The following is a 26,213-nucleotide window of genomic DNA, read 5'->3' as shown; positions in this document are numbered from 1 at the left end:
ATGGGTGCCCGACAAACGACCGGCCTGCGCCGTCGCGCGCCGCGCGCGGGCGCCGCCTGACAGGAGACGATATGCAAGCACAGAAAGCCGAGGGAACCCGCGACCTCATCGGGCGCGACATGCGCGCGTGGCAGCGCATGCAGCGCGTGGCCGCCGAGGTGTTCGAGCCGTACGGCTTCGACGCGATCGAGACGCCGGCCATCGAGCAGCTCGACGTCTTCGTCCACGGCATCGGCACCTCGACCGACGTGGTGCGCAAGGAGATGTTCCGCGTGTTCTCGGGTGCGAACTTCGCCCGCGTGCTCGAGGACGGGACCGACGCCAAGCTCAAGGCCAAGCAGCGGCTCGCCCTGCGCCCCGAGGGCACGGCCGGCGTGGTGCGCGCGGTGGTGGAGAACAACCTGGTCCCGCAGGGAGCCACCCCGTTCAAGGCGTACTACGCCGAGGCGATGTTCCGCGGCGAGCGCCCGCAGAAGGGCCGTCTGCGCCAGTTCCACCAGGTGGGCATCGAGTGGCTCGGCGCGCCCGACCCGGCCGCCGACGCCGAGTGCATCATCATGCTCATGGAGTTCTACCGCCGCCTGGGCTTCGACCTGTCCCGCCTGCGTCTGCTCATCAACTCGATGGGCGACCCGGCGTGCCGGCCCGCCTACCGCGACGCCGTGCGCTCGTTCATCCTCGACCATGCCGACGAGATGTGCGACGAGTGCCGCGAGCGCGCCGAGATCAACCCGCTGCGCGCCTTCGACTGCAAGAACGAGCGCTGCCACGAGGTCATGCAGGGCGCCCCGCTCATGCGGGACAACCTGTGCGACGAGTGCCGCGACCACTACGAGCAGGTCAAGCGCTACCTCGACGCGGCGGGGATCGCGTACGTCGAGGACCCCACCCTCGTGCGCGGCCTGGACTACTACACCCGCACGGTGTTCGAGGTCGAGGCCCCGGGCGCCGGCGTGGGCTCGATCGGCGGCGGCGGGCGCTACGACGGGCTGGTCGAGCTCGAGGGCGGCAAGCCCACCCCCGGCGTCGGCTTCGCGGTGGGCTTCGAGCGCGCCATGCTCGCGCTCGAGGCGTTCGGCGTCGACCCGGCGTCGGACGCGCCGTCGTGCATCTACGTCGCCAACGCGGGGGCGGAGCTGCGCGGGGAGGTCTTCGCGCTGTGCGCGGAGCTGCGCGCGGCCGGCCTGCGCACCGAGGCCGATTACCAGGGGCGCTCGCTGAAGAGCCAGTTCAAGCAGGCCGACAAGCTGGGCGCGGCGCTCATCGCCGTCATCGGCGGCGACGAGCTCGCGGCCGGCAAGGTCAAAGTCCGCGACATGGTGAGCCACGACGAGGAGCTTGTCGACCGCAGCGCGATCGTCGAGGCGGTGCGCCGCCTGCTCTCGTAAGCCCGATGCCCAAGGGTGGCTTCGTTGTGCATAGACCGTTCGACGGCCCGTATCTGGTGATGCGGGCCGCTGCTTTTTGCGATGCGCGGTGGGTGCGTTCGCGGGCTTTATCCGAGCCGAATGGCTTGGATAAAATGAATGAGCTGCTCTTCAAAATGAAAATAAATAGGCGCTGAACTGAATGGGCGATATTGCATACAATCCGCCAGTCGCTTTCGCGAGTCATCAGACTAAAGCGTTGACCTGCTTTTTATTCGCATTTTACCGTCTCGTGGCATCGCAACCTTCAGGGCGCCATTTATATACCGCACCCCGACCGTCTGCATAAACACCTGCGAACGAGTTCTAGAATCGCATATTGAGCGCTGCATGGTTGGCTGATGCACGGCGCCTGCTTGCACCGCTGGCAAGAACGGGTGCCCCGCGGGGCGCGTGGAAAGGAGCGCATGTGAGAGTACGGCGATTGTTGCAAAAGGTAGCAGGGGGGGGGGATGCTCGCTGCAGCACTGCTGACGGCGATGCCTCTTGACGCACTCGCCTGCACCCAGATCTACATGGGCAGCGACCTGACGGCGACAGGTGACACCCACGTCGGCCGTTCCGAGGATTTCGGCACGCGCTATGCGAAGTGCTTCGGTGTTCAGGAGCCCATGACGAATCCGACGTATATCTCCGAGGAGTCGGCTTTCAACTACACCTTCGAGGGCACGACCTATCGCTACACCTATGTGCGCGACGCTACGGCTGAGTGGGACGGTACCGGAACCCCCGCTCCGTATTCCGAGGCGGGCACAAACGAAAACGGCGTGTCCCTCTCCTCAACGGAAACAACCTATACCAACGACGCTGTTCTTGTGGTCGATCCGTACAGTGGCGAGGGCATCGGCGAGTTCAACATCGCCGACGTGGTGCTCGGTCAGGCCGAGTCCGCACGCGACGGCGTCGAGCTGCTGGGTTCGATTGTCGACAGGTACGGCTCGGACCATGCGAACCAGATCATCATCGCCGACAGCGCCGAGACCTGGGTGTTCATGCAGCTCTCCGGTACGCAGTGGTGCGCCATCGTTATGCCGGACGACGTGCTTTCCAGCAATCCCAACATGGGTAGCCTGCAGTTCAAGGTCGACCTTGACGACGAGTCCGTGTGCCTGCACTCGGAGCGCCTGGTCGAGGTCGCCCGGGAGGCCGGCACCTGCACGACCTACGACGACGGCACGATGAACGTGGCCAAGAGCTACGGCGAGTCCGGCACGGCGAATCCGCGCTACGTGCAGGGCCGCCTGTACTTCGGCGTGGACATGGCCGAAGGCACCGACTATACGGTTGCAGACGACAGGGTCAAGAGCATTGCCGACCCGCAGCTCATGTTCAAGCCCGGCGATTCTGCCGAGCCGATCAGCTTGATGACGGCGCTGCGCTCGTATGCCGCGCGCGGCGAGCAGTCGGACAGCCCCGCGGTGAACGCGAACATCTCCGGCGTCACGGCCATCGGCAGCCAGCGCACCACCGAGACGCATATGTTCCAGATTCGCGAGGGCCTCTCCTCCGATATCGCCACGATCGAATGGATCGCCACCTCCCCGGCGGAGTTCAACGTGTTCCTGCCGGTGTACGGTGCCCTGCTCACCAAGGTCGATAGCGCCTACTATCCGGATTCCAAGACGCTCGACGTGTCCCACACCGAAACCGACGGTATGACCGACTACGACGGCACCGTGCTCAATTTCGTCTTCATGGACATCAACACGCTGTCCGACGCCAACCGCGGCACCGTTGCGGAGGGCGTGCGCGCCTACCTGGACGTCCTGCAGGAGTCCATCATCGATCAGCAGGAGCAGATCGATGCCGCGATGCAGCAGCTGCCCGCAGGTGACCAGCGTACCGCGCTGGCCAACGAGGCGTTCCAGGCTGTGACCGAGCAGCTGTATGCGAAGGCCGATACACTGCTCGACGAGATCCGCGACTACGTTGCTGCCGGCGACACGACCGAGCCCTTCGTCCCGAGCGACTACGACGCCGATGCCGACGCCATGGTCGAGCCGTTCGTGTATGCCGACGCGCTGTCCGCGCCGACGATCACCGCCCAGCCCGCTTCCGCGACGTATGAGCAGGGAGCAACCGCAGACGACCTCACCGTCACCGCCGAGGCGGCCTATGACTCCGATGCCCTGACGTATCAGTGGTACGTCGCCGATGGCGCTATCGAGTCCGTTGACGACCTGTCCTCCTTTACCGCGATCGATGGCGCGACGAGCCCTCAGCTCGCCGTCGACACCGATACGGTCGGCGCCAAGACGTATGTCGTTGAGGTCACCAATGCGGCGGGCCTGACGACTCTTTCGGACCCCGCGATCATCACGATCGAGGAGCCGGCGACCGACCCGGGTACGGACCCCTCCGACCCGAGCACCGATCCTTCCGATGATCCGACGGACGATCCGACCGACAAGCCCACGCAGCGTCCCGACGACACCAAGAAGCCGACTGGCACCAAGAAGCCGACCGGCGATCTGCCGAAGACCGGCGACAGCTCGTTTGCTGCCGTGGCGGCCGTTGCGACGGCAAGCGCCGCTTGCCTGGGTGCCGGCGTCTGGATCATGCGCCGTCGTATGAACTAACCGGCTATAAGGATCGCGCCTGAACGGTGCCGTTCTTCCGTGTGATGTGCGACCGCATCCGATTGTTTCGGGTGCGGTCGTTTTTGGCGGGAGTTGGTGTCGCATCCCTAAGTGGAGCCAGGGTTGCAGATAAGAGGGATGCGGTCGCTCCAATTCAATTTAGTCTGCTAAAGCGTGGACTCTGTGAAACTCGTTGTCGGCGCGTCCGACTTCCGTATACTGACCAAGTGTTCTTATCGTGTTCTTTCTTTCAGAAGGCAGGAATCATCGGTGGGTGGTTTCTTCTTTTGCAGGAGGAGGGGGAGGTATGCGGATGTCGGAAGAAAGCGAGCAGTCATCGACCGATCGTGCATCCCTGAAGGCAGAGCTTGAGGCGACGGCAACGGCGATGACCGCAGGCCCGCTCGCCGAGATCGAGATCCCGGAAAGCCTGCGGGCGAACCTCGCGCTGATCTTGCGCCTCGAGCGCCGTGTGCTGAAGGAGTACGATCCCGCGGTCTGCGATCTGTTTGACGTGCTGCTGCGCCATGCTATCCACGCCAACGAGGGCAATCCGGGCACCGCTGCGGCAAACGAGCGGGTTGACGAGCAGGGCGTGCCCTACGCCACCGACAGCAGCAACAGCGCCTTTCGCGCCGCCGTGGAGCTGGTCGACGAGCTTCCCATCCAGACGCTCGAGACGCTCGTGCGCGCGTTCACGTCGTTTTTTCACCTTGCCAACCTGTGCGAGGAAAACTACCGTGTCGAGACGCTGCACGACCGAGAGCGCCTGGTGTCCATCGAATCGGACGTGGACCCGTCCAACGAGCTGACGGTCGCCTTCAAACAGCTGATCGACGAGGTCGGCGTTGACCGTGCGACGCAGCTGCTGGGCAAGCTCGAGTTCCATCCGGTGTTTACCGCGCATCCCACCGAGGCGCGCCGCCGCGCCGTGGAGGGCAAGATTCGCCGTATCGGCAAGCTGCTTGCCGAGCGCCCGCGACTCGGCGGGTCGGACCTCGTGGAGAACGAGCGCCATATGCTGCAGGAGATCGATGCTCTCGTGCGCACCTCGCCGGTGGCCATCAAAAAGCCGACGCCCGTCGAGGAAGCCGACACGATCATCGACATCTTCGACCATACGCTGTTCGACACCGTGCCGCGCATCTACCGTCGCTTTGACGACTGGGTGCTCGGCGAGGGCGCGGGCGTCGTGCCGCCGGTATGCCCGGCGTTTTTCCATCCGGGAAGCTGGATTGGGTCGGATCGCGACGGCAACCCCAACGTTACCGCCAAGGTGAGCCGTCAGGTTGCCGCGAAGTTCTACAAGCACATGGTCGCCAAGCTCGCGGACAAGTGCCGGCGCGTCGGGCGCAACCTCACGCTCGAGGCGGGGTACGCCAAACCGTCCGACGAGCTGCTCAATCTCTGGAACCATCAGGTCGAGATGAGCGAGATCATCACGAGCCGCGCGAAGGACATATCGGAGTCCGAGCCGCACCGCGCCGTCATGCTTGTCATGGCGGACCGCTTGGACGGAACGGTCGCGCGCGACGCGGACGTGCTGTACGCCTCGGCTGACGAGTTGCTGGACGACCTGCGCGTCGTGCAGCGCTCGCTTGCGGCGGCGGGTGCCGAGCGCGCGGCGTACGGGCCGGTCCAGACGCTGATCTGGCAGGTCGAGTCCTTCGGCTTCCATATGGTCGAGATGGAGTTTCGCCAGCATTCGCTCGTGCACACCCGCGCGCTTGCGGACATCCGCGAGCACGGTATCCACGGCGACCTGGCGCCCATGACGCGCGAGGTGCTCGACACCTTCCGCGCGATCAGCTCAATCCAGAAGCGCTATGCGCCCAAGATGGCGCACCGCTACATCATCTCGTTTACCAAGTCCGCGCAGAACGTGGCCGACGTCTACGAGCTCGCGAACCTGGCGTTCGCGCACGCGTCGGACGTGCCGGCACTCGATGTCATCCCGCTGTTTGAGCAGCTGGAGGACCTCGAGCACTGTGTCGATGTGCTCGATGACATGCTCGAGCTGCCGGCGGTCCAGGCCCGCCTGGCGCAGACGGGGCGCAGGATGGAGGTCATGCTCGGCTACTCGGATTCGGCCAAGGACGCCGGCCCCACGACCGCCACGCTCGCCCTGCACTTTGCGCAGAAGCGCATTGCCGCATGGGCGGAGAAGCACGATATCGACCTCGTGCTCATGCACGGCCGCGGCGGTGCGGTAGGTCGCGGCGGCGGACCGGCCAACCGTGCGGTGCTCGCCCAGCCGGCGGGCTCGGTGCGTTGCTTCTTCAAGGTGACCGAGCAAGGCGAGGTCATCTTCGCGCGCTACGGCAATCCGGTGCTCGCCCAGCGCCACGTGGAGAACGTTGCGGCGGCGACGCTGCTCAATTCCGCGCCGTCGGTGGAGCGGGCCAACACCGAGATGACCGAGCGCTACCTTGACATGGCGCGCGAGCTCGACCGCGTGTCGCACGAGCGCTACCTTGCGCTGCTGGGCACGCCCGACTTTGCCCCGTGGTTCTCGGTGGTGACGCCTCTGGCCGAAGTGGGCCTTCTGCCCATCGGCTCGCGTCCGGCAAAGCGCGGCCTCGGCGCGCAGTCACTTGACGATCTGCGTACCATTCCCTGGGTGTTCAGCTGGAGCCAGGCGCGCATCAACCTGGCTGCATGGTACGGCCTGGGCAGCGCCTGTGAGGCGTTTGGCGACGTGGAAACGCTGCGAAGCGCCTATCGCGAGTGGCCGCTGTTCTCGACGTTCATCGACAACGTGGAGATGTCCATCGCCAAGACCGATACGCGTATCGCCAAGATGTACCTGGCGCTGGGCGACCGTTCCGACCTGGCGCATGCGGTGTATGACGAGATGCAGCTCACGCGCCGCTGGGTGCTTGCCATCGTGGGTGACGAATGGCCGCTCGAGCACCGGCGCGTGCTCGGCCGCGCCGTGCGCGTGCGCGATCCGTACGTGGACGTGCTGTCGCTCGCGCAGGTGCGCGCCCTGCGCATCGTGCGCGACGAGGGCGATGGGCTGTCCGAGGAGGCGCGCGCCAAGTACCTGAGCCTGATCCTTGCGACCGTCACGGGTGTTTCCGCCGGCCTTCAGAACACCGGCTGATGAGTGACTTGAAGCGGACGTGCATATTGTCGTCGGTCGTTTGGGGTGCCCATGAATCATAATTCGCTCGAGAAAATGCTGCCAGGCGAATAGTATTTTCTGGGGCGCAGTTTTTCGGTGCCATCTTGTAGCTAGGGAAATACCCGCTGATAAAGCCGCAGGACTCAACTGGGGCTTTATCGGTGGGTATTTCCTCATGTACGAAGGGGCACCTAAAAATCGCGCCCTAGGGCTATGCATGTAGTTTTGAGTCCAGAAGTCCAAGATGCCGCGCAGGGTGTATTTCATGCATGAGCGGCGCATCGAATGGGGGCGCGCACGCGCCCGGGGGCCGTGAGGCGCACCTCTTGCGCGAGCGGAGCACATCTTGCCGCGTCTTTCCCGCCGCCTGCCCTTGCGTCCCGACATAACACGAGGGCCGGACGGCCTATCCGCCGCCCGGCCCTCGGTGCATTCGGAGTCGCGGGAATCGTGGCTACTTGAGCGAAACCTCGCCCAAAAAGGCGCGGGTGCGCTCGCTCTTGGGGTGGTTGAACACCTCGTCGGGCGTGCCCTGTTCCACGATGACGCCGCCGTCCATGAAGATGACGCGGTCCGCCACGTCGCGCGCGAAACCCATCTCGTGCGTGACCACGACCATGGTCATGCCGCCGCGCGCGAGCTCGCGCATGACGTCGAGGACGCCGCGCACCAGCTCGGGGTCGAGCGCGCTCGTCGCCTCGTCGAACAGCATGACATGCGGGTCCATGGCCAGGGCGCGCGCGATGGCGACGCGCTGCTGCTGGCCACCGGACAGCTCATCGGGATAGTAATCGGCGCGTTCGGCAAGGCCCACGCGCGCGAGCTGCTCGGCCGCGATGCGCTTTGCCTCGTCGTCGGAGCGGTTGAGCACCTTGGTCTGGGCGAGCATGACGTTGTGCAGGGCGTCGAGGTGCGGGAACAGGTTGAACTGCTGGAACACCATGCCCATGCGCTCGCGCACCTTGTTGACATTCACCTTGGGCGCGGTGATGTCCTCGCCCTCGAAGATGATCTGGCCGCTCGTGGGCTCCTCGAGGCGGTTCAGGCAGCACAGCATGGTCGACTTGCCCGATCCGGACGGGCCGAGCACGACAACCACCTCGCCGCGGCGAATGTCGAGCGAGATGCCGCGTAGGACATCGACGTCGCCAAAGCTCTTATGCAGGTCGACGATGCGAATGATGGGATCGCTATCGGACGGCTTGGCGCCAGCGATCGCCGCGACCGCGTTTTCCATATCAGGCATGCTGCGCCTCCTTGGTCGGTTCGGATTCCGAGGCGCTCTTGCGCTTGTGCGCGTGGCCGCGGCGCGTGCGCTCCTCCAGATAGCGGGTGACGCGGGAGAGCGGCAGGGTGATCACGAGGTAGAACACGGCAGCCACGATGTAGGGGGTGATGGAGCCGGTGGACGCCACGATGGTGCGCGCGTACATGACGAGCTCCATGATGCCCACCGCGGCGAGCAGCGACGTGTCCTTGTACAGTGTGATGAACTCGTTGGTGAGGTTGGGGATCACGATGCGGAACATCTGCGGGAGCACAACATAGAGCATCGTCTGCAGGCGGTTCATGCCCAGCGAGCGCGCCGCCTCGGACTGGCCCTTGTTGATGGACAGGATGCCCGCGCGGAAGATCTCGCACATGTAGGCGCTCGAGTTGAGCATCATGACGATGACGCCGAGCGGGAAGTTGGGAATGTTGATGCCCGCCATAGGCAGACCGAAAAACGCGACATAGATCTGCAGGAACAGCGGCGTTCCGCGCACGAGGTTCACGTAGACCGTGGCGATGCCGCGCCACACCGGGAACTTGGAGAGGCGCATGAACGCCAAGACGAGCGCGAAGGGGATGGCGAGCGGGAACGACACGGCGACGATCGCGATGGACATGAAGAAGCCCGACAGAACCACCGGGAAGCTCGTCACGAGCAGCGTTGGGTCAAAGAACAGGCGCAGGAAGCGGTTGGAGTTCCACGCCTGGACCCATGCCTGCCCCTCAAGCCATTGCGAGATCGCCTCGGTGGTCGAGATGCCCTGGACCGGGATGACGGGGATGTCGGCGATGGCGGCGTCCTTCGTGTCGTCCGCGGTGGAGTAGGTGGCCTCGACCTGCATGTCGCCGCCGGCAGTGGGGAAGTACACGTCGTAGACGATGACGTTTAAGTGGCCCGCCTGCACGATCGGCTCGTCGAAGGCGAGCGTGAGGTTCTGGCCGTCGACCGTCTCGGTGTAGGCGACCTCGTTGCGCGTCATGAGGTCGTCCCCGGTGAGCAGCGTGACCGCCAAATCCTCGGTGTTGAACTCGGTCCCGTCGGGGATGTGCAGGGTGAGCTGCGTCACGCCCTCGCCCTCGGCGATGGACGCCTCGAAGGTGATGCGCGACTGCGTGGCGCCCATGATGACGGTGGGATCGTCCTCGGAGTTGGGACGGCCGGTGCAGCGCACCGCCTCCATAGCGGATGCCGGCGTGGCGATGGCCAGCGCGCAGATGCAGACGAGCAGGCACGCCGTAAGCGCGCTCAACAGGCGATGGAGGGATAGTCGCGGAGTGTCCACGGTTTTGCCTCGCTTTTCAAACGGGAATCGCGGCCCCTCCAGCGAGCGGAGGGGTCGCGAATGCGTACAGTCGGTTATGAGACGGGTTCGGCGAGATGCTTAGCCCATGTTGGCAGCGATAAGCTCATCGATGGTGCCGTCCTCCTGGAGCGCCGCGATCGCTTCGTTGATGGCGGCGAGCAGGTCGGGGTTGTCCTTGGAGACCGCGATGGCGTACTCCTCGCCGGTGGCGGAGGAGTAGACGACGTGCTCGTCCGAGTAGGCGCCGGCGAGCATCTGCTCGACGACGGCGCTGTTGCCGCACACCGCGTCGGCCTGGCCGGCCTGGACGGCGGCGAAGGCGTCGGTGAAGTTAGGGAACGGCAGCTGCTCGGCGTTGGGGAAGAACTCGGCGGCGTGGTCGGCGCCGGTGGAGCCGCTCTGGACGGCGATGGTCACGTTCTCGGAGTTCAAGGCCTCGGTGGCGTTGTCCTCGGTGATGGCGGTGTTGTCGCTCATGACGGCGACGGCCTGGTTGTCGATATAGTAGGGCTCGGAGAAATCGACCTGGTCCTCGCGCTCCGGGGTGATGGAGATGCCCGACAGGCCGGCGTCGGCCTGGCCGCCCGCGACGATCGCCGGGACGATGCCGTCGAAGTCGATGTTGGTGTACTCGCACTCGAGGCCGAGGTAGTCGGCGATCGCGCGGCCAAGATCCATGTCGAGGCCGACGTACTCACCGTCGACGAGGTTCTCGAACGGCGGGTAGTCGGGCGAGGTGGCAAACGTGAGCGTGCCGGCGGTCAGCAGGGTGAGCTCGCCGTCGGACGTGGCCTCGGCGGAGCCGGCGTTATCGGCGGGGGCGCTGCCCGTGGTCGCGGGCTCGCTGCCGCAACCAGCAAGGCCGAACATGGCAGCGGCGGCACCGGCCGCCAGGGGGACGAACTGCCTACGGGTGATATTCATAAAAGAGCTCCTTCCACAGGGTGCTTCGTTGCGAATGTGGCACATCCTAATACTTGCTGATGTGCATGTGCAAGCGTAAATATGCATGCAACAGAATAGAAATATACATTCCAATACGATAATGGGCGGATATGATTCAGTTTTTGATAGATGTTCGTTTTGCCGGGAGCGTCGTCCGGGGTGTTCTTTTGACGGGATGCACGGCGAAACTTGCAGGTCAGAGCTTACGCATGTGCACGGTTTGGCGCACCCGCGCCCGCGTCCGCGTCCGCACGCGGGGTGATTCATTCTTGATTATCTATGGTTTTGTTGCCAGAAATAATGCGGGTCTTCGTCTGCGCATACCTGTATGCAGTCTCGGGGGAAGGAGAGACCCGCCTGCGCCGCGTGTCGCTGCCGGCGCGGGGCAATGCTTCCCCTTTGTTAAGAGTCGCAAGAACCCGTGCTTTTTCGTGGCGCCGCACGGCATTTCCGGTATGCTAATGCAGCCGCGCTCCCTATAGGGGTATTGCGGCAAAACCCGTGATGCGCTGTCTACGCACGCTCGGGAATCTGTACGACGTCGCCCGTACCGGCACGGGGCGACACAGATCAAAAAGGAGGATTTCCGTGGCACACGACCACACGCAAAACCCCGCCGACATTCATTCCATGCATACCCGCACCTGCGGTGAGCTGCGCGCCGAGCACATCGGCGAGGAGGTCACGCTCACCGGTTGGGTCAGCCGCCGCCGCGACCACGGCGGGCTGATCTTCTGCGACCTGCGCGACCGCGAGGGCATCACGCAGTGCACCTTCGACCCCGAGCACGCGGCCGGCGAGGCGTTCCACACCGCCGAGACCATGCGCCCGGAGTGGCCGATCCTCGTGCACGGCACCGTCATCGCCCGCGACGCCGACACCGTGAACCCCAAGCTGCCGACCGGCGAGATCGAGGTCCTGACCGACCGGGTCGAGGTGCTCGGGCGCTCCAAGACCCCGCCGTTCCAGATCGAGGACGGTATCGAGACCTCCGAGGACACGCGCCTGCGCTACCGCTACCTCGACCTGCGCCGTCCCGAGATGATGGCCAACATGAAGCTGCGCTCCGACTTCACCTTCGCCATCCGCACCGCGCTGCACGACCGCGCCTTCATGGAGGTCGAGACCCCGGCGCTGTTCAAGTCCACGCCCGAGGGCGCGCGCGATTTCATCGTCCCCTCCCGCCTGCAGCCGGGCAGCTTCTACGCCCTGCCGCAGTCCCCGCAGCTGCTGAAGCAGCTGCTCATGGTGGGCGGCGTCGAGCGCTACTACCAGGTCGCCAAGTGCTTCCGCGACGAGGACCTGCGCGCCGACCGCCAGCCCGAGTTCACGCAGGTGGACATCGAGATGAGCTTCGTCGAGCAGGACGACGTGATGGGCGCGCTCGAGGACGTGCTGTCCGCCGCGTTCGCCCAGGTGGGGGTCGAGATGCCCACGCCGCTGCGCCGCCTATCCTACTGGGACGCCGTGGACACCTACGGCACCGACAAGCCCGATACCCGCTACGGCATGACGCTCGTCGACCTCACCGACGTGTTCGCGGGGTCCAAGTTCAAGGTCTTCTCGAGCGCCGCCAACACCGAGGGCGAGGTCGTCAAGGCGATCAACGCCAAGGGCGCCGGCGCCTGGCCGCGCGCCCAGATCGACAAGCTCGCCAAGGTGGCCGAGACCTTCGGCGCCAAGGGCCTGGCGTGGATCGCGTTCCGCGAGGACGGCTCCATCAACAGCCCCATCGTCAAGTTCTTCTCCGACGAGGAGATGGCCGAGCTGCGCCGCCGCTGCGACGTCGAGCCGGGCGACCTGGTGATGTTCGCCGCCGGCCCGCGCCTGGCCTCCGACGAGATCCTGGGCGGCATGCGCTGCCACATGGCCGACGCCCTCGACGTGCCGCGCGAGGGCCACGACTTCCTGTGGGTCGTGGACTTCCCGCTGTTCCACTGGGATGACGAGGCCAAGCGCTACGAGGCCGAGCACCAGCCGTTCACCCTGCCGCACGTCGACGAGCTCGACCTGCTGGAGACCGACCCGCTCGCCATGGGCAGCTGCACCTACGACTTCGTCATGGACGGCTTCGAGGCGGGCGGCGGCGGCATGCGCATCCACGATTCCGCGCTGCAGCTCAAGATGCTCGAGTTCATGGGCTTCACCGAGGAGCGCGCCCGCGCGCAGTTCGGCTTCCTCATGGACGCGCTCGAGTTCGGCGCGCCCCCGATGGGCGGCTTCGCGCTCGGTCTCGACCGCGTGTGCATGCTGCTCGCCGGCGCGGACTCCATCCGCGACGTCATGGCGTTCCCCAAGACGAGCTCCGGCTCCGACCTCATGTCCGCGGCGCCGAGCGAGGTCTCCATGGCCCAGCTCAAGGAGGTCGGCCTGCGTCTGATGTAGGCTCCCGGCGTCTTCGGAACGTTTGGGGACGGGGTCGAGACGAACCGCGTCGCCATGCTGAAGCGGCCCTTGCGCCTGGCGCGCAGGGGCCGCTTCCGTATCCGGATGCCTGCCGGCGAGGGGGTGGGCCCGCCCCTGTATCCGGGCGCCCGCCGGCTGGAGCGTGAGCCCCGTCCCGTTCCGCCTCCGTACGGTTGCCCGGTCGGCGGGGTCCTTCCGGCGACGCCGTCAGGCGAGGGCGCGCAGCGCGGCGATGTCCGCGTCGGTGAGCTCGAGGTCCATCGTGAGGCCGACCGGGGGCACGCTGAGCTCGACCACGTTCGAATTGCGGTAGCAGGTGATGGCGAGCGCCTCGTAGACCTGCAGGTCCTCTGCGCTCTGGCTGGCTTTCCGGGTCTCGCGCTGCCAGAGGCGCAGCGTGAACTCGGGGTCCCCGGGGTTGGTGGGCACGATCTTCCAGCTGTCGTACGAGAACGCCGCGAACGTATCCGCGACCTGCGCGAGCTGCTCGGATCCGGAGTACTCGGCCAGCGTCCCGCCCCCGTGCGCGTCCTCGATCACGACGCGTTCGGCCGCGGAGAGCGCCGTGCGGCTGCCGAACGCCTCGTCCAGGATCTCCGGCGCCTGGGAGAGGGAGCCCAGCGACCCCTCGAGCTTCTCGAACATAGACGTGAGGTCGTCCCCCACCTCGCCGAACGAGCCGCCGACCTCCTCCTGTACCCGGTCGAACGCGTCGCCGACATCCTGGCGCGCATCGTCCACGGCGTTCGCCGCGTCGTCGAGCGCCTGCTGGGCGGACCCGTCGCGCAGGTCGCCGACATCGGTGCCGTTGTCGGTCACGAGGCATCCGGAAAGCGGTGCCGTCAGGGTGAGCGCCGCCGCGCAGGCGGCGACGATGCGGAGACGGATGCGGGTGCGAGGACGGGTCATGGGGGCCTCCTTCATGCGGTGACGTCCCCATTCTAGGTGGGAGGGGGTTCCGTGAAGGAACCTTAACCGAAGCTTAAGGGAGCTTTCGGCGGACGGTTCCCCCGGTAGCTCGCGGCTACGCGGTGATCTCGACCAGCGCGCCCTCGACGGTGGCGACGCAGCTCTCGTAATAGCCGTCGCCGGTGGTCCGCGGTCCGCTCACGACCTCGTACCCGTCGGCGCGCAGCCGCTCGGTGAGCTCGTCGACAGCCTGTTTGCCGCCCACCGAGAACGCGACATGGGCGTACCCGCGGCAGGGCTGCCCGCCTCCCTCGGCGAGCTCGGGGCGCGTCATGATCTCGAGGCGCGCGCCGTCGTCGAACGAGAGGAAGTAGGATCGGAAGCCGGTCGTCTCATTGCGGTACGGCGCGCCCGCGGTTCCCCCGAGGTAGGTCTCGAAGAAGCGGCGCGCCGCCTCGAGGTCGCGGACGTACAGGGCGACGTGTTCGATGCGCATGGGCCCTCCAAGGACAGAAACATGTTCGTACAAGTATAGCCCATCAGGACGGGACGTGCTTCCAATGAGGCGTTTCGCCGGGTTCCGGTCGTGTGCCGCCGCGCCGGCCCTGCCGGGCGAGGCGCTGGCCGGAGATTCGCGGTGTGAGATGAAGGCATGCGTGTACACGATTGTTTCGCGGATCAAAGCCCCCCAGCGAGACGATGGCGTGCGTGCACGCGTTTGTCTCGCATGGCGGCCCGGGGCGAGACAATGGTGCCCATGCACGCGATTGTTTCGCGTGCGCGGTGTCTAGCTGAAACAATGGTGTCTATGCACGCGTTTATCTCGCTGTGACGTATGGCGGGCGGCCGGTGGATGCGGCGTGCCGCGGGTGGCTTGCAGAGGGCGGTGTCGATAGGTGCGGGAAACGGGCGGCCGGCAGACGATGGCGAACGGCGGGCGGCCGGCAGACGACGGTGTATGGCGCTCGGCGGGCGGCCGGCGGCGACCGGCGACGGGCGGCCGGAGGTGCGCGGCGTCCCGCGCGCTGCAGCGCCGGTCCTACCGGGCGAGGCGCTGGCCGGAATAGATCGAGCGGTCGAGGTTGACGAGGTACGCGACGGCGCAGACCACGAAGAACGCCGGCAGGTTGGCGAAGCCGAAGACCTCGCCGCCGATGAGGATCGGGGCGAGCAGGGTGTTGGTCGCGCTGCCGAAGACGGCGGCGTACCCGAGGGCCGCCATGAGCTCGGCGGGAAGCTCCAAGACACCGCAGAGCGCCACGCCGAGCGTCGCGCCGATCGAGAACAGCGGCGTGACCTCGCCCCCTTGGAACCCGGCTGAAAGGGTGGCCACGGTGAGCAGGAACTTGAGCGCCCAGTCCCAGCAAGCGACCGCGCCGGGTTCCCCGAAGGCCAGGGAGATGAGATTCGTTCCCAGGCCCGCATAGCGTCCGGCGCCGAGCGCGAGCAGCGCGACCGACAGCGCGACGCCGATGACGCCGATGCGTGCGAGCGGGTTGACGATGCGCCCCGCCTGCCGCTTACCCCAGGCGAGCAGCCAGGCGAAGCCGCCGCCGACGACGCCGAAGACGAGCCCGGCGGCGGCGAGGCGGAGGAGCGCGGGGGCGTCGAGCGCGAGCGCGGCGTCGACGGGCACCTCGAACTTCTCCAAGCCGAGGGCGCCGGAGGTCATGGCCGCGGAAAGCGACGCCGTAAGGGCTGTGGCGAGGGCACGGTACTCCAGCCTGCCCGCGACGAGCACCTCGAGGGCGAAGGCGCAGGCCGCCAGCGGCGTCCGGAACAGCCCGGCGAACCCGGCGGCCATGCCCGCCACCACGAATACGCGCCCCGCGTGCTCGATCGGGACGAGCCTTCCCGCGCGGTGCGCGATGGCGGCGCCGATCTGCACGGCGACCCCTTCGCGGCCGGCGCTCCCGCCGAACAGGTGCGTCAGCCAGGTCCCGACCATGATGAGGGGGACCAGGCGCAGCGGGATCTCGTCCTCTCCGCCGTCCTCATGGGCGACCGCGAACACGAGGCCCATGCCGCGCTCGGTCCCGCGGCCGAAGCGCCGGTACGCCGCGGCGACGGCGATGCCCGCGACGGCGAGGAAGGGGATGAGCTGCCAGGGGTGCGCCTCACGGAACGCGGTGATGGCGAGCAGCACCCGTCCGAAGAGCGCGCAGACGGCGCCCACCGCGATGCCGATGGGGATGCCGAGCAGGGCGAGCAGCAGCATCTGCCCGTAGGCCGTCCGAATGCGCGCCGCGGCGTCCGTGCGTTCCATAGGTCCCCTCCGTCTCTCGGTGCCGACCGAAGGATACCCCAAACGCGCCGCGCGGTGTCCCGGATGCGGCCCGTCGTGGCGACAAGTGGCGACGTAGAGGGTGGTCCGCGCCACGCCGTGGGCAGCGTGCCGTACCCCGGGGCAGTCCGTCGTGCCCGGAAACACCCGGCTGCACCCCGGGAACGCCCGGCTATGCCCCGCGAACAGTCCGTCGCATCCCGGGAAACGTTCGATTCTCTCCCAGACGGTCCGTTTCCCGCTTCCCGGGGCAGACGGCGGCGTTCCCGGGGCACGATGTCGTGCCTCCGGGGCAGATGACAGCGTTTCCGCAGGCGCCCTGGGAACGCCCGGCCTCGCCCCGGGGACGGCCAGCCGCGACCCGGGGACAGTCGGCCGCGCCCTGGGAACACTCGGCTGCACCCCGGCCCCCTCTCGCTCTTCCCGCACGCGCCGCCCGCTTCTGACAAAATAGTTAACATCTTCTAACTCTCAACCAAATAGTTTACTATGCCTAACTGTATGACGCGACGAGGCCGAGGTATCCGGCCAGAGGGCCTCTGCCGGATGGAGTCCGGACCGGGGTATCCGGCCGGAGGGCATCCGGCCGGCGGACGGGGAGGCGGGAAGGCATGATGATCGACAGGCGGCTCGTGGGGCTGGTGCCCGAGAGCAGGCGCTACACCGCCCTGGGCGTCGGGTTCCGGTGGATCGCCCTCGTGGCGAACATCTGCCTGGTCACAGCCGTCTGCCGCCTGCTCGGCCGCATCTTCGGGCAGACGGCGGCGGCCGGCGACCTCGTCGCCACCGCGGCCGTCGCCCTCGTCGTCGTCGCCGTGCGCGCGCTCTGCACGGCCGGCGCGTCGTGGGCGGGGTTCCTCTCATCCTGCGCGGTGAAGCGGCGGCTGCGCCCCGTCATCTACGAGAAGCTCCTGCGGCTCGGTCCCTCGTACCGCGAGCACGCGCTCACCTCGGAGGTCGTGCAGGTCTCCGTCGAGGGCGTCGACCAGCTCGAGACCTACTTCGGCTCCTACCTCCCGCAGCTCTTCTACGCCCTGCTCGCGCCCCTCACGCTCTTCGCCGTGCTCGCGCCGGTGAGCCCCCTCGCCGCAGCGGTGCTGCTCGTCTGCGTGCCGCTCATCCCCGCCGCCATCGCCGCCGTCCAGACCTGGGCAAAGCGCCTGCTCTCCAGGTACTGGGCGAGCTACACGGCGCTCGGCGACACCTTCCTCGAGAACCTGCAGGGGCTCACGACCCTCAAGGTCTACGGGGCCGACGGGATGAGGCAGCGCGAGATGAACGAGCGGGCCGAGGAGTTCCGCCGCATCACCATGCGCGTGCTCGTCATGCAGCTCAACTCCATCGCCGTCATGGATGCCGTCGCCTACGGCGGCGCGGCGGCGGGCATCGCCGTGGGCCTCTTCCAGTTCCGGGCGGGGGCGGTCGACCTCGTCGGATGCCTCATGATCATGCTGCTCGCGGCCGACTACTTCCTCCCCATGCGCCAGCTCGGGTCGTTCTTCCACATCGCCATGAACGGCATGGCGGCGAGCGAGAAGATCTTCCGCCTGCTCGATGCCGAGGAGCCCGCCGCGGGCACGCTGCCCTTCCCGGAGCGCTCGGGCATCCGCATCGAGGGGCTCGGCTACGCCTACCGCGGCGAGGACGGCGCCTCCCGGACCGCCCTGTCCGACGTGAGCCTCGAGATCCCCGAGGGCTCGTTCACGGCGGTCGTGGGCGAGAGCGGATGCGGCAAGTCGACGCTCGCCTCCGTGCTCATGGGCAGGAACCGGGGGTACGCGGGCTCCGTCTCCGTGGGCGGCGCGGGGCTTGCGGACATCGACCCGGCCGACCTCATGCGGCACGTGACCTACGTGGGCCATCAAAGCTGCCTGTTCCGCGGCACGGTGCGCGAGAACCTCCTCGCCGCCAAGCCGGACGCCACGGACGGCGAGCTGTGGGAGGCGCTCGAGGCGACGCGTCTCGCCGGCTTCCTGCGCACCGAGCAGGGGCTCGAGACCCGGCTCACCGAGCAGGCGGCGAACCTGTCCGGCGGCCAGCGCCAGCGCCTCGCGCTCGCCCGGGCGCTTCTGCACGACACGCGCGTCTACATCTTCGACGAGGCGGCGTCGAACGTGGACGTGGAGAGCGAGGACGCCATCATGGCGGCCATCGAGGACCTGGCGCGCCGGCGCGCCGACCGGACCGTGGTCGTCATCTCGCACCGCCTTGCGAGCGTGGCGGGCGCCGACCGGATCGCGGTGCTCGCCGACGGCGCGGTCGCGGAGACGGGGACCCACGCCGAGCTCGTCGGGCGCGCAGGGGTCTACGCCGGGCTGTGGCGGGCGCAGCGGGAACTCGAGGAGCTCGATGCCGAGGAGGCGATCGGATGAGGAGAGGCGGATTCGCCGTGATGGCGCGGCTCGTGGGGCTCGTGCGCCCGCTCGCGGGCTACATGGCCCTGGCCGTCGCGATGGGGCTCGCGGGGCACCTGTGCGCCACCGCGCTCACCGTGCTCGGGGCGTACGGGGCGCTCTCGGTGGTGGGCGAGGCCTCGCTGCCGCTCGCCGGCGTCGTCGCCGCGATGGCCGCCTGCGCGGTGGCGCGCGGCGCGCTGCGCTACGGCGAGCAGGCGTGCAACCACTTCATCGCCTTCAAGCTCCTCGCGCTCATCCGCGACCGCGTCTTCCGCGCGCTGCGGCGTCTGGCTCCGGCCAAGCTCGAGGGGCGCGGCAAGGGCGAGCTGATCTCCGTCATCACCTCCGACATCGAGCTGCTCGAGGTGTTCTACGCGCACACCATCTCTCCGGCGCTCATCGCGCTGGCGTTCTGCGCCGTCCTCATCGCGTTCATCGGCTCGTTCGGCGCGCCGCTCGGAGCCTACGCGGCGCTCGCGTACGCGACGGTGGGGATCGCGCTGCCCTGGCCGGCCTCGCGCGCGAGCGGGGACGGCGGCCTGCGCTTCCGCACGCGGTCGGGCGAGCTCGCGGGGTTCGTCCTCGACAGCCTGCGCGGCCTCGACGAGATCCAGCAGTACGGGTGCGGCGAGGGGCGCCTCGCGGAGCTGCGCGCGCGGACGGACGCCCTCGCCGCGGACGAGGGGCGCCTGAAGCGCGTCGCGGCGCTCGACGCCGCCGTCTCGGGCGCGGTCGTCCTCGTCCTCGACGTGGGCATGCTCCTGCTGTCCGCGTGGGTCGCCTGGGGGCAGGCGGCGAGCGGTCAGGCGGCGCTCGCGGGCGTGCTCGTGCCCACCGTGGCGCTCATGGGCTCGTTCGGCCCGGTCATCGCGCTGGCGAATCTGGGCAGCACGCTGCAGTCGACCTTCGCGGCGGGGAACCGCGTCCTCGACATCCTGGACGAGAGCCCCAAGGTGGAGGACGTCTCCGGCCGCGAGCCGGTGGGCTTCGAGGGGGCCGCGGCGCGGGAGGTGGTCTTCTCCTACGATGGCGAGCCGGTCCTGCGCAGCATCTCCCTCGACGCGCCCGAGGGGTCGATCGTCGGCATCACGGGCCGCAGCGGAAGCGGCAAGTCCACGCTGCTCAAGCTCTTCATGCGGTTCTGGGAGCCCGACGCGGGCGCGGTGGAGGTCTCGGGCCGGGACGTGTCCGATATCGACACCGCCGACCTGCGCTCCCTCGAGGCCTACGTTACCCAGGACACCCACCTGTTCCGGGACAGCATCAGGGAGAACCTGCGGATCGCCAAGCCCGACGCGACGGATGCCGAGATCGAGGAGGCGTGCCGCAAGGCCTCGGTGCACGAGTTCATCCGCACGCTGCCCCAGGGCTACGACACGCCGGTGGGCGAGCTCGGGGACGCGCTGTCGGGAGGCGAGCGCCAGCGCATCGGGCTCGCGCGGGCCTTCCTGCACGACGCGCCCTTCCTGCTGCTCGACGAGCCGACGAGCAACCTCGACAGCCTGAACGAGGCGGTCGTCCTGCGCGCGCTCGCGCGCGAGCGCGCCGGCAGGACCGTGCTTCTGGTGTCGCACCGGGCGTCGACGATGCGCATCGCCGACACGGTGGTCTCGGTCGAGGACGGGAGGGCGAGCTGATGGGGCGCGCGGGAAAAAGGTGCCTGTCACTATTTTCCCACCGGCGGTGCGTGCGCGCCAAGCGGGAGCGCGAGAAGCGCATGGTCGGCGAGATGATCGCGCTGTGGTGCCACGCCGAGCACGGGACGCGCGGCGACGAGTTGTGCCCGGAGTGCGCCGAGCTCGCCGCGTACGCGCGGGAGCGCAGCGAGCGGTGCCCGTTCATGGAGGAGAAGACCTTCTGCTCAAACTGCCGGGTGCACTGCTACGCGCCCGCGATGCGCGAGAGGATCCGCGCGGTCATGCGCTTCGCCGGTCCGCGGATGATCTTCCGCCATCCCGTGGCGGCGCTGCGCCACGTATACGAGGCCCGGGCCGAGAGGCGCCGGCTGGAACGCGAGGAGGCACGATGAACGTCAAGAAGGCCCTGCTGATGACACTGGGGTGCATGGGGCTCGCGCTGGGCGCCGTGGGGGCGGTGGTGCCGCTGCTGCCCGCGTTCCCCTTCCTCATGCTCGCGGCGCTCTGCTTCGCCAAGAGCTCGGAGCGCCTGCACGCCTGGTTCACGGGCACCTCGCTCTACAAGAGGAACCTCGAGAGCTACGTGGCCGGGAAGGGCATGGACTGGGCGACGAAGAACCGCATCATGGTGACCGTCACCGTCCTCATGTCCATCGGCTTCGTCATGATGCACGAGGTGCGCGCGGGGCAGGCCGTCCTGCTGTGCGTGTGGGTCTTCCACATCCTCTACTTCTGCTTCGGCGTGAAGACCCGCAGGACCGCCGCCTAGGTCGCCGTCGCATCAGGAGAATGCATACGCGTATCTCATCTACCTGCAGACTTCGACGCGTCGATGTATAGGAATCGCCTCCTCCGCGCAAGCGGCGAGAGGGGGTGGTCATTTTCGGGCGGAAATGCGAATCAGCTCAAGGCCGGTTACCTATATAACGGGAACAGGTACTGATAGGAAGGCGCAACATCGCAGGATGGGCGGGCGAGCCCTCCTGTCTGCAGACGCCTCGCAGGACGTTCGCTCTATGCATCCTTACGTTTCGTTCGTTTTTGACCACCCCCTCCCTCTATCGATCACGAGGTGACAGGCGCCTTCTATCATTGACCAATGTTCAATGATACGGTATTCTCCAGTGCAAGGAGGTGGCGCGCATGGCCAGGACGGTGAAAGACCCCGAGGAGCGTCGCAGCGAGCTGCTCGCCTGCGCGATGCGGCTCTTTGACGAGGAAGGCTATGACAACGTCTCCGTCCGCGCCGTCGCGCGTGCGGCGGGCGTGGCGCCGGCGCTGGCCTACCACTACTTCGACTCCAAGGAGAAGCTGTTCGACGAGGCGGTGCGCGCCTACGCCCGCCGCTGCGCCGACGGATTCATAGCCCTTCTCGAGGACCGCTCGCTCACGCTCGACGAGGCCGTCGACCGTGCCGTCGAGCTGGCCGGAACGCACGACTTCCCCCATGCCGGGGCCTTCCACGGCGGGGGAGCCGGCGCGCTTCACGACCGCCTCTCGCTCGCCCTGTGCGAGGAGGTCAGGCCCCATCTGGCCGCCGCGCTCGAGCGCGATGCCGCAGCGAGGGGCATGGCCGCCGCCGATGCCGGCGCGCTCGCGGGCATGATGGTCTACGGCTGCATCGGCCTCGCCTCGGGTCCGGGCATGCCGGATGCGGCGGCCATGTCCGCCGCCCGGCGCTACCTCGGCGCGCTCATCGCTGCATTCCGCTCCCCGCATCAAGATTAGGGATCCCGCCCCGGCGCCCCCGCCGGGGCCGTATTCGGCCGAAAGTATTGAACAATGTTTAACAGAAAGGAACCGGATATGGACAAGACGGAAGCCGATCGGTACCGCGCCCGCTCGCGTCAGGCGTTCGACGCGCAGGCGGCGACGTTCGACGTCGGGACGGAAGGGTCCCATGCGCGCATGCTGTACCCCCACGTCGTCGAGGCGGTGACCGCATCCGTCGCAGGCATCGAGGGACCGCGCCTGCTCGACCTCGGCTGCGGTACGGGCGCGCTGGCGGAGCGCGTGATCGAGAGCGTGCCCGACGCCCGCCTGTCCTGCGTGGACCTCTCGCCCAACATGGTGGAGGCCGCCCGCGCGCGGCTCGCCGGGCGCGCCCGGGTCGCCGTGTGCGATGCCGAGCGCCTGATCTTCCCGGACTCGTCCTTCGATGCCGCGTGGTGCAACGACTCCTTCCACCACTACCCGGACCCCGAACGCGCGGCGTTCCAGGCGTGGCGCGTCCTCGCCCCGGGCGGCAGCTTCGTCATCGGCGATGCCTGGCAGCCCGGTCCCGCACGGGCCATCATGAACGTATGGCTGCCGCACTCCCGCGAGGGCGATGTGCGCATCTACTCCGAGGCGGAGCTGCGCGCGATTCTGGGACGCTGGTTCGATTCCGTCGCATGGCGGCGCATCGGCTCGACGGCATGCCTCGTCGTCGCCCGTAAGAGCGCCTGAGGCCGCCCCTCGTGCCGGGCGCGCACCCATGTCGGACGCCGGGCGGAGCGCGGGCGCGTCGGCGCCTCGTGCCCGGAGTGCGGCGCGTCCTGCGCGCCTACAGCTCGCGCCACAGGTAGACCATGTCTTTGAGCAGGACGCCCGCCTCCACGATGGGGTGGTCGTAGTTGTCGGGGAAGAAGTTCTCGACGCGGTGGTGCCGGACGAAGCCGCACGCCTCGTAGAAGGGTACCGTGAGCGGGCTGTCCCCGGTGCCGACCTGCAGCGCGTCGTAGCGGCCCCTCGCTCGGTCCGCGACGAACTCGATGAGCGCCCGGCCGAGGCCCCGGCGCTGGTACGCGGGGTCGACGGCGAGGTTCTTGATCTCGAGCACGCGGTCCCCCTCGTCGGTCACCACGCAGACGCCGGCCGTCGCGCCGTCCATATCGAGGGCGAACATGGTGCCGCGCGTGAGATAGCGCTCGACCATGTCCTCCTGCTCGTCGGCGAGCAGGAGGAGGGGGAGATGGTCCCGTTTGCGGTGTTCGGCTACGCGTCTGATGTCCATGGCGCCATGGTAGCGCCTCCGGGATCCGGCGCCAAGCGCGACGGTCGCGATGCGCCCCGCTCAGACCTTCTGCCGGACGGCGGTGTCGCGGAAGCAGAAGTGGTCGAGGCGGTGGCGCGACTGGGTGCACTCGATGAGGATGCCCTGCGCATCGAAGGTGAGGTTGTCCACCACGGCGAGGTAGTCGACCCCGTCGAGGTCGAGCAGGGCTCGGTCCCGCTCGTCGGCGCGCTCGCCGGTGATGGTGCGCTTGCTCATGGCGATGGTCACGCCCAGCTCGCGCTCCATGTACTCGTAGATGGACGCGCGGGCGACGTCCTCGGTGATGCCGGGGACCGATGAGGTGAGGAACAGGCTCCGGTCGCGGATGAGCGCCTCGCCGTTGATCCGGCGCACGCGCTCGACGTAGGTGAGCGGGGTCCCCTCGGCGAAGCCGTGCCGCAGCTCCGTCTCCGCGGAGGCGACGGTCTGCCTGACGGCGACCACCTCGGTCTCGGCGCGGAAATGCGCGCGGGCGCCCGCCTCGCGGAACGATTCGATCTGCCCGATGGAGAAGGTCTCCCGGTCGTGCCGGCGGTACACCACGCGGACCCCCTTGCCGTGGACCGGCTGGACGTACCCCTGCTCGCGCAGGAGCCCGAGCGCGCGGCGCAGCGTGTTGTGCGAGCAGGCGTAATACCGCGTGAGCTCAGCCTCCGAGGGCAGGAAGGCCTGGAACGGGTAGGTCCCGTCCTCGATGGTGTCGCGGATATCGCGGTAGATGGCGTCGTATCGTGCCTTCACGGGGTCCCCTTCCGTCGTGCCGCGCAGCGTCGGCTCTATCGAACAGCTTATTCAGATGAGTGCCGGCCCGCAAGGGGGGGATCCGCCGGGGCGCGGGAGCCGCCGGCCCGCGCGCCGACGGACCGCCGGGGCGCGCCCATCCCCTGGTGCCGTCTGGCTCCCGTAGGCGATATCCCCTGATGCCGCTCGCCCCGCCGAACCGACCGTTCGCGGCATCGTCAACTTATTCAAATAAGTAACCCCCGGCGAGGCGTACACTGTGCCTGTACTTATTCAAATAAGTTACGTCAGCCGTCAGGGCATTCGCTCGTGTGGAAGAAAGGGGTTAACACATGGCGAAGTACACGGAGGACGCCGGGAGGCTCCTCGAACTCGTGGGTGGGAAGGGGAACATCTCCGCGATCACCCATTGCATGACGCGCATGCGCTTCGTACTGGTGGACGAGGCCCGCGCCGACGTCGCGGCGATCGAGGACCTGCCCTCCGTCAAGGGCACGTTCACGCAGGCCGGGCAGTTCCAGGTCATCATCGGAAACGACGTCGCGGACTTCTATCAGGAGTTCACGGCGGTCTCGGGCATCGAGGGCGTCTCCAAGGAGGCGGCGAAGGCCGCCGCGGGCGCCAACCAGAACCCGCTCCAGCGCGCCATGGGGGTCCTGGGCGAGATCTTCGCCCCGCTCATCCCGGCCCTGATCTGCGGCGGTCTGATCCTCGGCTTCCGCAACATCATCGGCGTGGTCAACTTCTTCAACGACGCGGGCGCCTTCGACCTGGAGCGCGGCACCCTCTCCATCGCCGACATCTCGACGTTCTGGATGGGCATGTACAACTTCCTTTGGGTCATCGGCGAGGCCGTGTTCCACATGCTGCCCGTCGGCATCTGCTGGTCGGTCACGCGCAAGATGGGCACCACGCCCATCCTCGGCATCATCCTGGGCCTCACGCTCGTGAGCCCGCAGCTGCTCAACGGCTTCTCGGTCGCCGGCGCCAGCGCCGAGGACATCGCCGCGCACACCTACGACTTCGGCTTCTACTCCTTCGTGGGCACCGGGTACCAGGGCCAGGTCATCGCCGCGCTCATGGCCGCCTTCGTGCTGGTGGGGCTCGAGAAGTTCTTCACCAAGGTCACGCCCGACGTGGTGCGCATGATCGTGGTCCCCTTCATGTCGCTCGTGCCCGCCGTGTTCATCGCCCATCTGGTGGTGGGCCCCATCGGCTGGGCCATCGGCGACGCCATCGCCAACGCCGTGAGCTGGGGTCTGGCCTCCGACGTGCGCGTGCTCTTCGCGGCGGTGTTCGGCCTGCTCTACGCCCCGCTCGTCATGACGGGCCTGCACCACATGACCAACGCCATCGACTCCCAGATGGTGAGCATCTACGAGTACACCACGCTGTGGCCCATGATTGCGCTGTCCAACATCGCGCAGGGCTCCGCCGTGCTCGCCATGACGGTGCTGCAGAAGAGGAACGAGCGCGCCCAGCAGGTGAACATCCCCGCGTGCATCTCCTGCTACCTGGGCGTCACCGAGCCCGCGCTGTTCGGCGTGAACCTCAAGTACAAGTTCCCGCTCATCTGCGGCATGATCGGCTCGGCCTGCGCCGCCATGGTCTGCACGGGCTTCGGCGTGAAGGCGCTCTCCATCGGCGTGGGCGGTCTTCCGGGCATCCTGTCCATCATGTTCGACTACTGGGGCATCTTCGCGCTGTGCATGCTCATTGCCGTCGCGGTCCCCTTCGCGCTCACCCTGTTCGTCGGCATGAGGATGCTCGCCCCCGAGGAGCGCGGCATCGTCGCCGCGGCCCCCGCGGCCGCCAAGCCGGCGCCCGCCCCGGCGGCTCCCGCCGAGTCCGAGCCCGCGGCTGACTCCGAGCCCGCGGCCGCGGCCGCCGAGCCCGTCGAGTGGGTCCTGACCGCGCCGCTCGCCGGCCGCGTCATGCCCATCGACCAGATGCCCGACCCGATGTTCGCGAGCAAGGTCATGGGCGACGGCGTGTGCATCGAGCCCTCCGGCGACACCGTCGTGGCCCCCGCCGACTGCACGGTGACGGTGACCATGCCCGCCTCCAACCACGCCGTGGGCCTCACCCTGGACAACGGCGTCGAGCTGCTGATCCACGTGGGCATCGACACCGTGGACATGGGCGGCGA

Annotated in this window: 19 protein-coding genes; 11 read left to right on the top strand and 8 right to left on the bottom strand. The window is 67.8% G+C overall.

Translation table 11 applies throughout. The annotated features are described in order from the left end of the window. Positions 1-71 precede the first annotated feature (71 nt). The 3 genes from hisS (at position 72) to PHA29_RS05770 (ending at position 7,112) form a co-directional block, all read left to right on the top strand. Positions 72-1,388, top strand: coding sequence for a histidine--tRNA ligase (gene hisS / locus PHA29_RS05780; protein WP_270848603.1), 1,317 nt, complete (start codon positions 72-74; stop codon positions 1,386-1,388). A gap of 491 nt (positions 1,389-1,879) precedes the next feature. Then, a complete protein-coding gene (locus tag PHA29_RS05775; protein ID WP_270848602.1) occupies positions 1,880-4,006 on the top strand; it encodes a C69 family dipeptidase in 2,127 nt (708 codons plus the stop codon). 313 nt (positions 4,007-4,319) lie between these two features. Further along, complete coding sequence (locus tag PHA29_RS05770; RefSeq protein WP_408612029.1) at positions 4,320-7,112, top strand: phosphoenolpyruvate carboxylase; 2,793 nt, start codon at positions 4,320-4,322, stop codon at positions 7,110-7,112. A 475-nt stretch (positions 7,113-7,587) separates the two neighbouring features. Here PHA29_RS05770 and PHA29_RS05765 read toward each other — a convergent pair whose 3' ends face one another. The 3 genes from PHA29_RS05765 to PHA29_RS05755 all read right to left on the bottom strand — a co-directional run bounded on the left by PHA29_RS05765 (position 7,588) and on the right by PHA29_RS05755 (position 10,633). Beyond that, the gene (locus tag PHA29_RS05765) at positions 7,588-8,379 is read right to left on the bottom strand and encodes an amino acid ABC transporter ATP-binding protein (RefSeq protein ID WP_408612028.1); all 792 of its coding nucleotides are present in this window, start codon (positions 8,377-8,379) and stop codon (positions 7,588-7,590) included. Continuing rightward, positions 8,372-9,688: an amino acid ABC transporter permease gene (locus tag PHA29_RS05760; RefSeq protein ID WP_270848601.1), complete on the bottom strand. Its 1,317-nt coding sequence runs from the start codon at positions 9,686-9,688 to the stop codon at positions 8,372-8,374. Before PHA29_RS05760 ends, PHA29_RS05765 begins: the two co-directional genes overlap by 8 nt. 99 nt (positions 9,689-9,787) lie before the next feature. Then, complete coding sequence (locus tag PHA29_RS05755) at positions 9,788-10,633, bottom strand: ABC transporter substrate-binding protein (RefSeq protein WP_270403855.1); 846 nt, start codon at positions 10,631-10,633, stop codon at positions 9,788-9,790. A gap of 651 nt (positions 10,634-11,284) precedes the next feature. Between PHA29_RS05755 and aspS the strand changes: the two genes are divergently transcribed. Then, positions 11,285-13,039, top strand: a complete 1,755-nt coding sequence (gene aspS / locus PHA29_RS05750) for an aspartate--tRNA ligase (RefSeq protein WP_270848612.1) — start codon at positions 11,285-11,287, stop codon at positions 13,037-13,039. 228 nt (positions 13,040-13,267) lie between these two features. Here the strand turns inward: aspS and PHA29_RS05745 are convergent, their stop codons facing one another. The 3 genes from PHA29_RS05745 to PHA29_RS05735 form a co-directional block, all read right to left on the bottom strand. Next, a complete protein-coding gene (locus tag PHA29_RS05745) occupies positions 13,268-13,969 on the bottom strand; it encodes a hypothetical protein (protein ID WP_270848600.1) in 702 nt (233 codons plus the stop codon). Between the two features lie 115 nt (positions 13,970-14,084). Continuing rightward, positions 14,085-14,465 (bottom strand): VOC family protein, encoded by a 381-nt coding sequence (locus PHA29_RS05740; RefSeq protein ID WP_270848598.1) that lies wholly within the window; start codon positions 14,463-14,465, stop codon positions 14,085-14,087. 543 nt (positions 14,466-15,008) lie between these two features. Beyond that, positions 15,009-16,235, bottom strand: a complete 1,227-nt coding sequence (locus PHA29_RS05735; protein WP_270848597.1) for a chloride channel protein — start codon at positions 16,233-16,235, stop codon at positions 15,009-15,011. A gap of 629 nt (positions 16,236-16,864) precedes the next feature. On the opposite strand from PHA29_RS05735, the gene PHA29_RS05730 reads away from it, so the two are divergent. The 6 genes from PHA29_RS05730 to PHA29_RS05705 all read left to right on the top strand — a co-directional run bounded on the left by PHA29_RS05730 (position 16,865) and on the right by PHA29_RS05705 (position 22,734). Then, a complete protein-coding gene (locus tag PHA29_RS05730; protein WP_270848596.1) occupies positions 16,865-18,625 on the top strand; it encodes an ABC transporter ATP-binding protein/permease in 1,761 nt (586 codons plus the stop codon). Next, a complete protein-coding gene (gene cydC / locus PHA29_RS05725; protein ID WP_270848594.1) occupies positions 18,622-20,286 on the top strand; it encodes a thiol reductant ABC exporter subunit CydC in 1,665 nt (554 codons plus the stop codon). The genes PHA29_RS05730 and cydC overlap by 4 nt, the downstream gene beginning before the upstream one ends. 50 nt (positions 20,287-20,336) lie before the next feature. Beyond that, entirely contained in the window at positions 20,337-20,678 is a 342-nt protein-coding gene (locus PHA29_RS05720) for a nitrous oxide-stimulated promoter family protein (RefSeq protein ID WP_270848592.1), read from the top strand. Beyond that, a complete protein-coding gene (locus tag PHA29_RS05715) occupies positions 20,675-21,055 on the top strand; it encodes a YbaN family protein (protein WP_270848590.1) in 381 nt (126 codons plus the stop codon). The genes PHA29_RS05720 and PHA29_RS05715 overlap by 4 nt, the downstream gene beginning before the upstream one ends. 374 nt (positions 21,056-21,429) lie before the next feature. Continuing rightward, positions 21,430-22,014, top strand: coding sequence for a TetR/AcrR family transcriptional regulator (locus PHA29_RS05710; RefSeq protein ID WP_270848589.1), 585 nt, complete (start codon positions 21,430-21,432; stop codon positions 22,012-22,014). A 78-nt stretch (positions 22,015-22,092) separates the two neighbouring features. Continuing rightward, positions 22,093-22,734 carry a class I SAM-dependent methyltransferase gene (locus tag PHA29_RS05705; protein ID WP_270848587.1) on the top strand — a complete coding sequence of 214 codons (642 nt, stop codon included), beginning with the start codon at positions 22,093-22,095 and terminating at the stop codon, positions 22,732-22,734. Positions 22,735-22,831: 97 nt separating this feature from the next. Here the strand turns inward: PHA29_RS05705 and PHA29_RS05700 are convergent, their stop codons facing one another. Further along, on the bottom strand, positions 22,832-23,281 hold the full coding sequence (locus PHA29_RS05700) for a GNAT family N-acetyltransferase (protein ID WP_270848586.1): 450 nt from the start codon (positions 23,279-23,281) through the stop codon (positions 22,832-22,834). Between the two features lie 60 nt (positions 23,282-23,341). After that, positions 23,342-24,064: a UTRA domain-containing protein gene (locus PHA29_RS05695; protein WP_270848584.1), complete on the bottom strand. Its 723-nt coding sequence runs from the start codon at positions 24,062-24,064 to the stop codon at positions 23,342-23,344. Positions 24,065-24,396: 332 nt separating this feature from the next. Between PHA29_RS05695 and treP the strand changes: the two genes are divergently transcribed. Continuing rightward, the coding region (treP, locus tag PHA29_RS05690; protein WP_270848583.1) for a PTS system trehalose-specific EIIBC component at positions 24,397-26,213 on the top strand (1,817 nt) is incomplete at its 3' end.

Source organism: Candidatus Collinsella stercoripullorum (genome assembly GCF_027669965.1).
Taxonomy (GTDB): domain Bacteria; phylum Actinomycetota; class Coriobacteriia; order Coriobacteriales; family Coriobacteriaceae; genus Collinsella; species Collinsella stercoripullorum.
The sequence above is the reverse complement of the archived record's forward strand: the minus strand, read 5'-3'. Positions and strand labels throughout refer to the sequence as shown.

Coding starts and splice junctions, on each gene's coding strand:
- hisS (WP_270848603.1), top strand. CDS start 72: ATGCAAGCACAGAAAGCCGAGGGAACCCGCGACCTCATCGGGCGCGAC.
- PHA29_RS05775 (WP_270848602.1), top strand. CDS start 1,880: ATGCTCGCTGCAGCACTGCTGACGGCGATGCCTCTTGACGCACTCGCC.
- PHA29_RS05770 (WP_408612029.1), top strand. CDS start 4,320: ATGTCGGAAGAAAGCGAGCAGTCATCGACCGATCGTGCATCCCTGAAG.
- PHA29_RS05765 (WP_408612028.1), bottom strand. CDS start 8,379: ATGCCTGATATGGAAAACGCGGTCGCGGCGATCGCTGGCGCCAAGCCG.
- PHA29_RS05755 (WP_270403855.1), bottom strand. CDS start 10,633: ATGAATATCACCCGTAGGCAGTTCGTCCCCCTGGCGGCCGGTGCCGCC.
- aspS (WP_270848612.1), top strand. CDS start 11,285: ATGCATACCCGCACCTGCGGTGAGCTGCGCGCCGAGCACATCGGCGAG.
- PHA29_RS05745 (WP_270848600.1), bottom strand. CDS start 13,969: ATGACCCGTCCTCGCACCCGCATCCGTCTCCGCATCGTCGCCGCCTGC.
- PHA29_RS05740 (WP_270848598.1), bottom strand. CDS start 14,465: ATGCGCATCGAACACGTCGCCCTGTACGTCCGCGACCTCGAGGCGGCG.
- PHA29_RS05735 (WP_270848597.1), bottom strand. CDS start 16,235: ATGGAACGCACGGACGCCGCGGCGCGCATTCGGACGGCCTACGGGCAG.
- PHA29_RS05730 (WP_270848596.1), top strand. CDS start 16,865: ATGATGATCGACAGGCGGCTCGTGGGGCTGGTGCCCGAGAGCAGGCGC.
- cydC (WP_270848594.1), top strand. CDS start 18,622: ATGAGGAGAGGCGGATTCGCCGTGATGGCGCGGCTCGTGGGGCTCGTG.
- PHA29_RS05715 (WP_270848590.1), top strand. CDS start 20,675: ATGAACGTCAAGAAGGCCCTGCTGATGACACTGGGGTGCATGGGGCTC.
- PHA29_RS05710 (WP_270848589.1), top strand. CDS start 21,430: ATGGCCAGGACGGTGAAAGACCCCGAGGAGCGTCGCAGCGAGCTGCTC.
- PHA29_RS05705 (WP_270848587.1), top strand. CDS start 22,093: ATGGACAAGACGGAAGCCGATCGGTACCGCGCCCGCTCGCGTCAGGCG.
- PHA29_RS05700 (WP_270848586.1), bottom strand. CDS start 23,281: ATGGACATCAGACGCGTAGCCGAACACCGCAAACGGGACCATCTCCCC.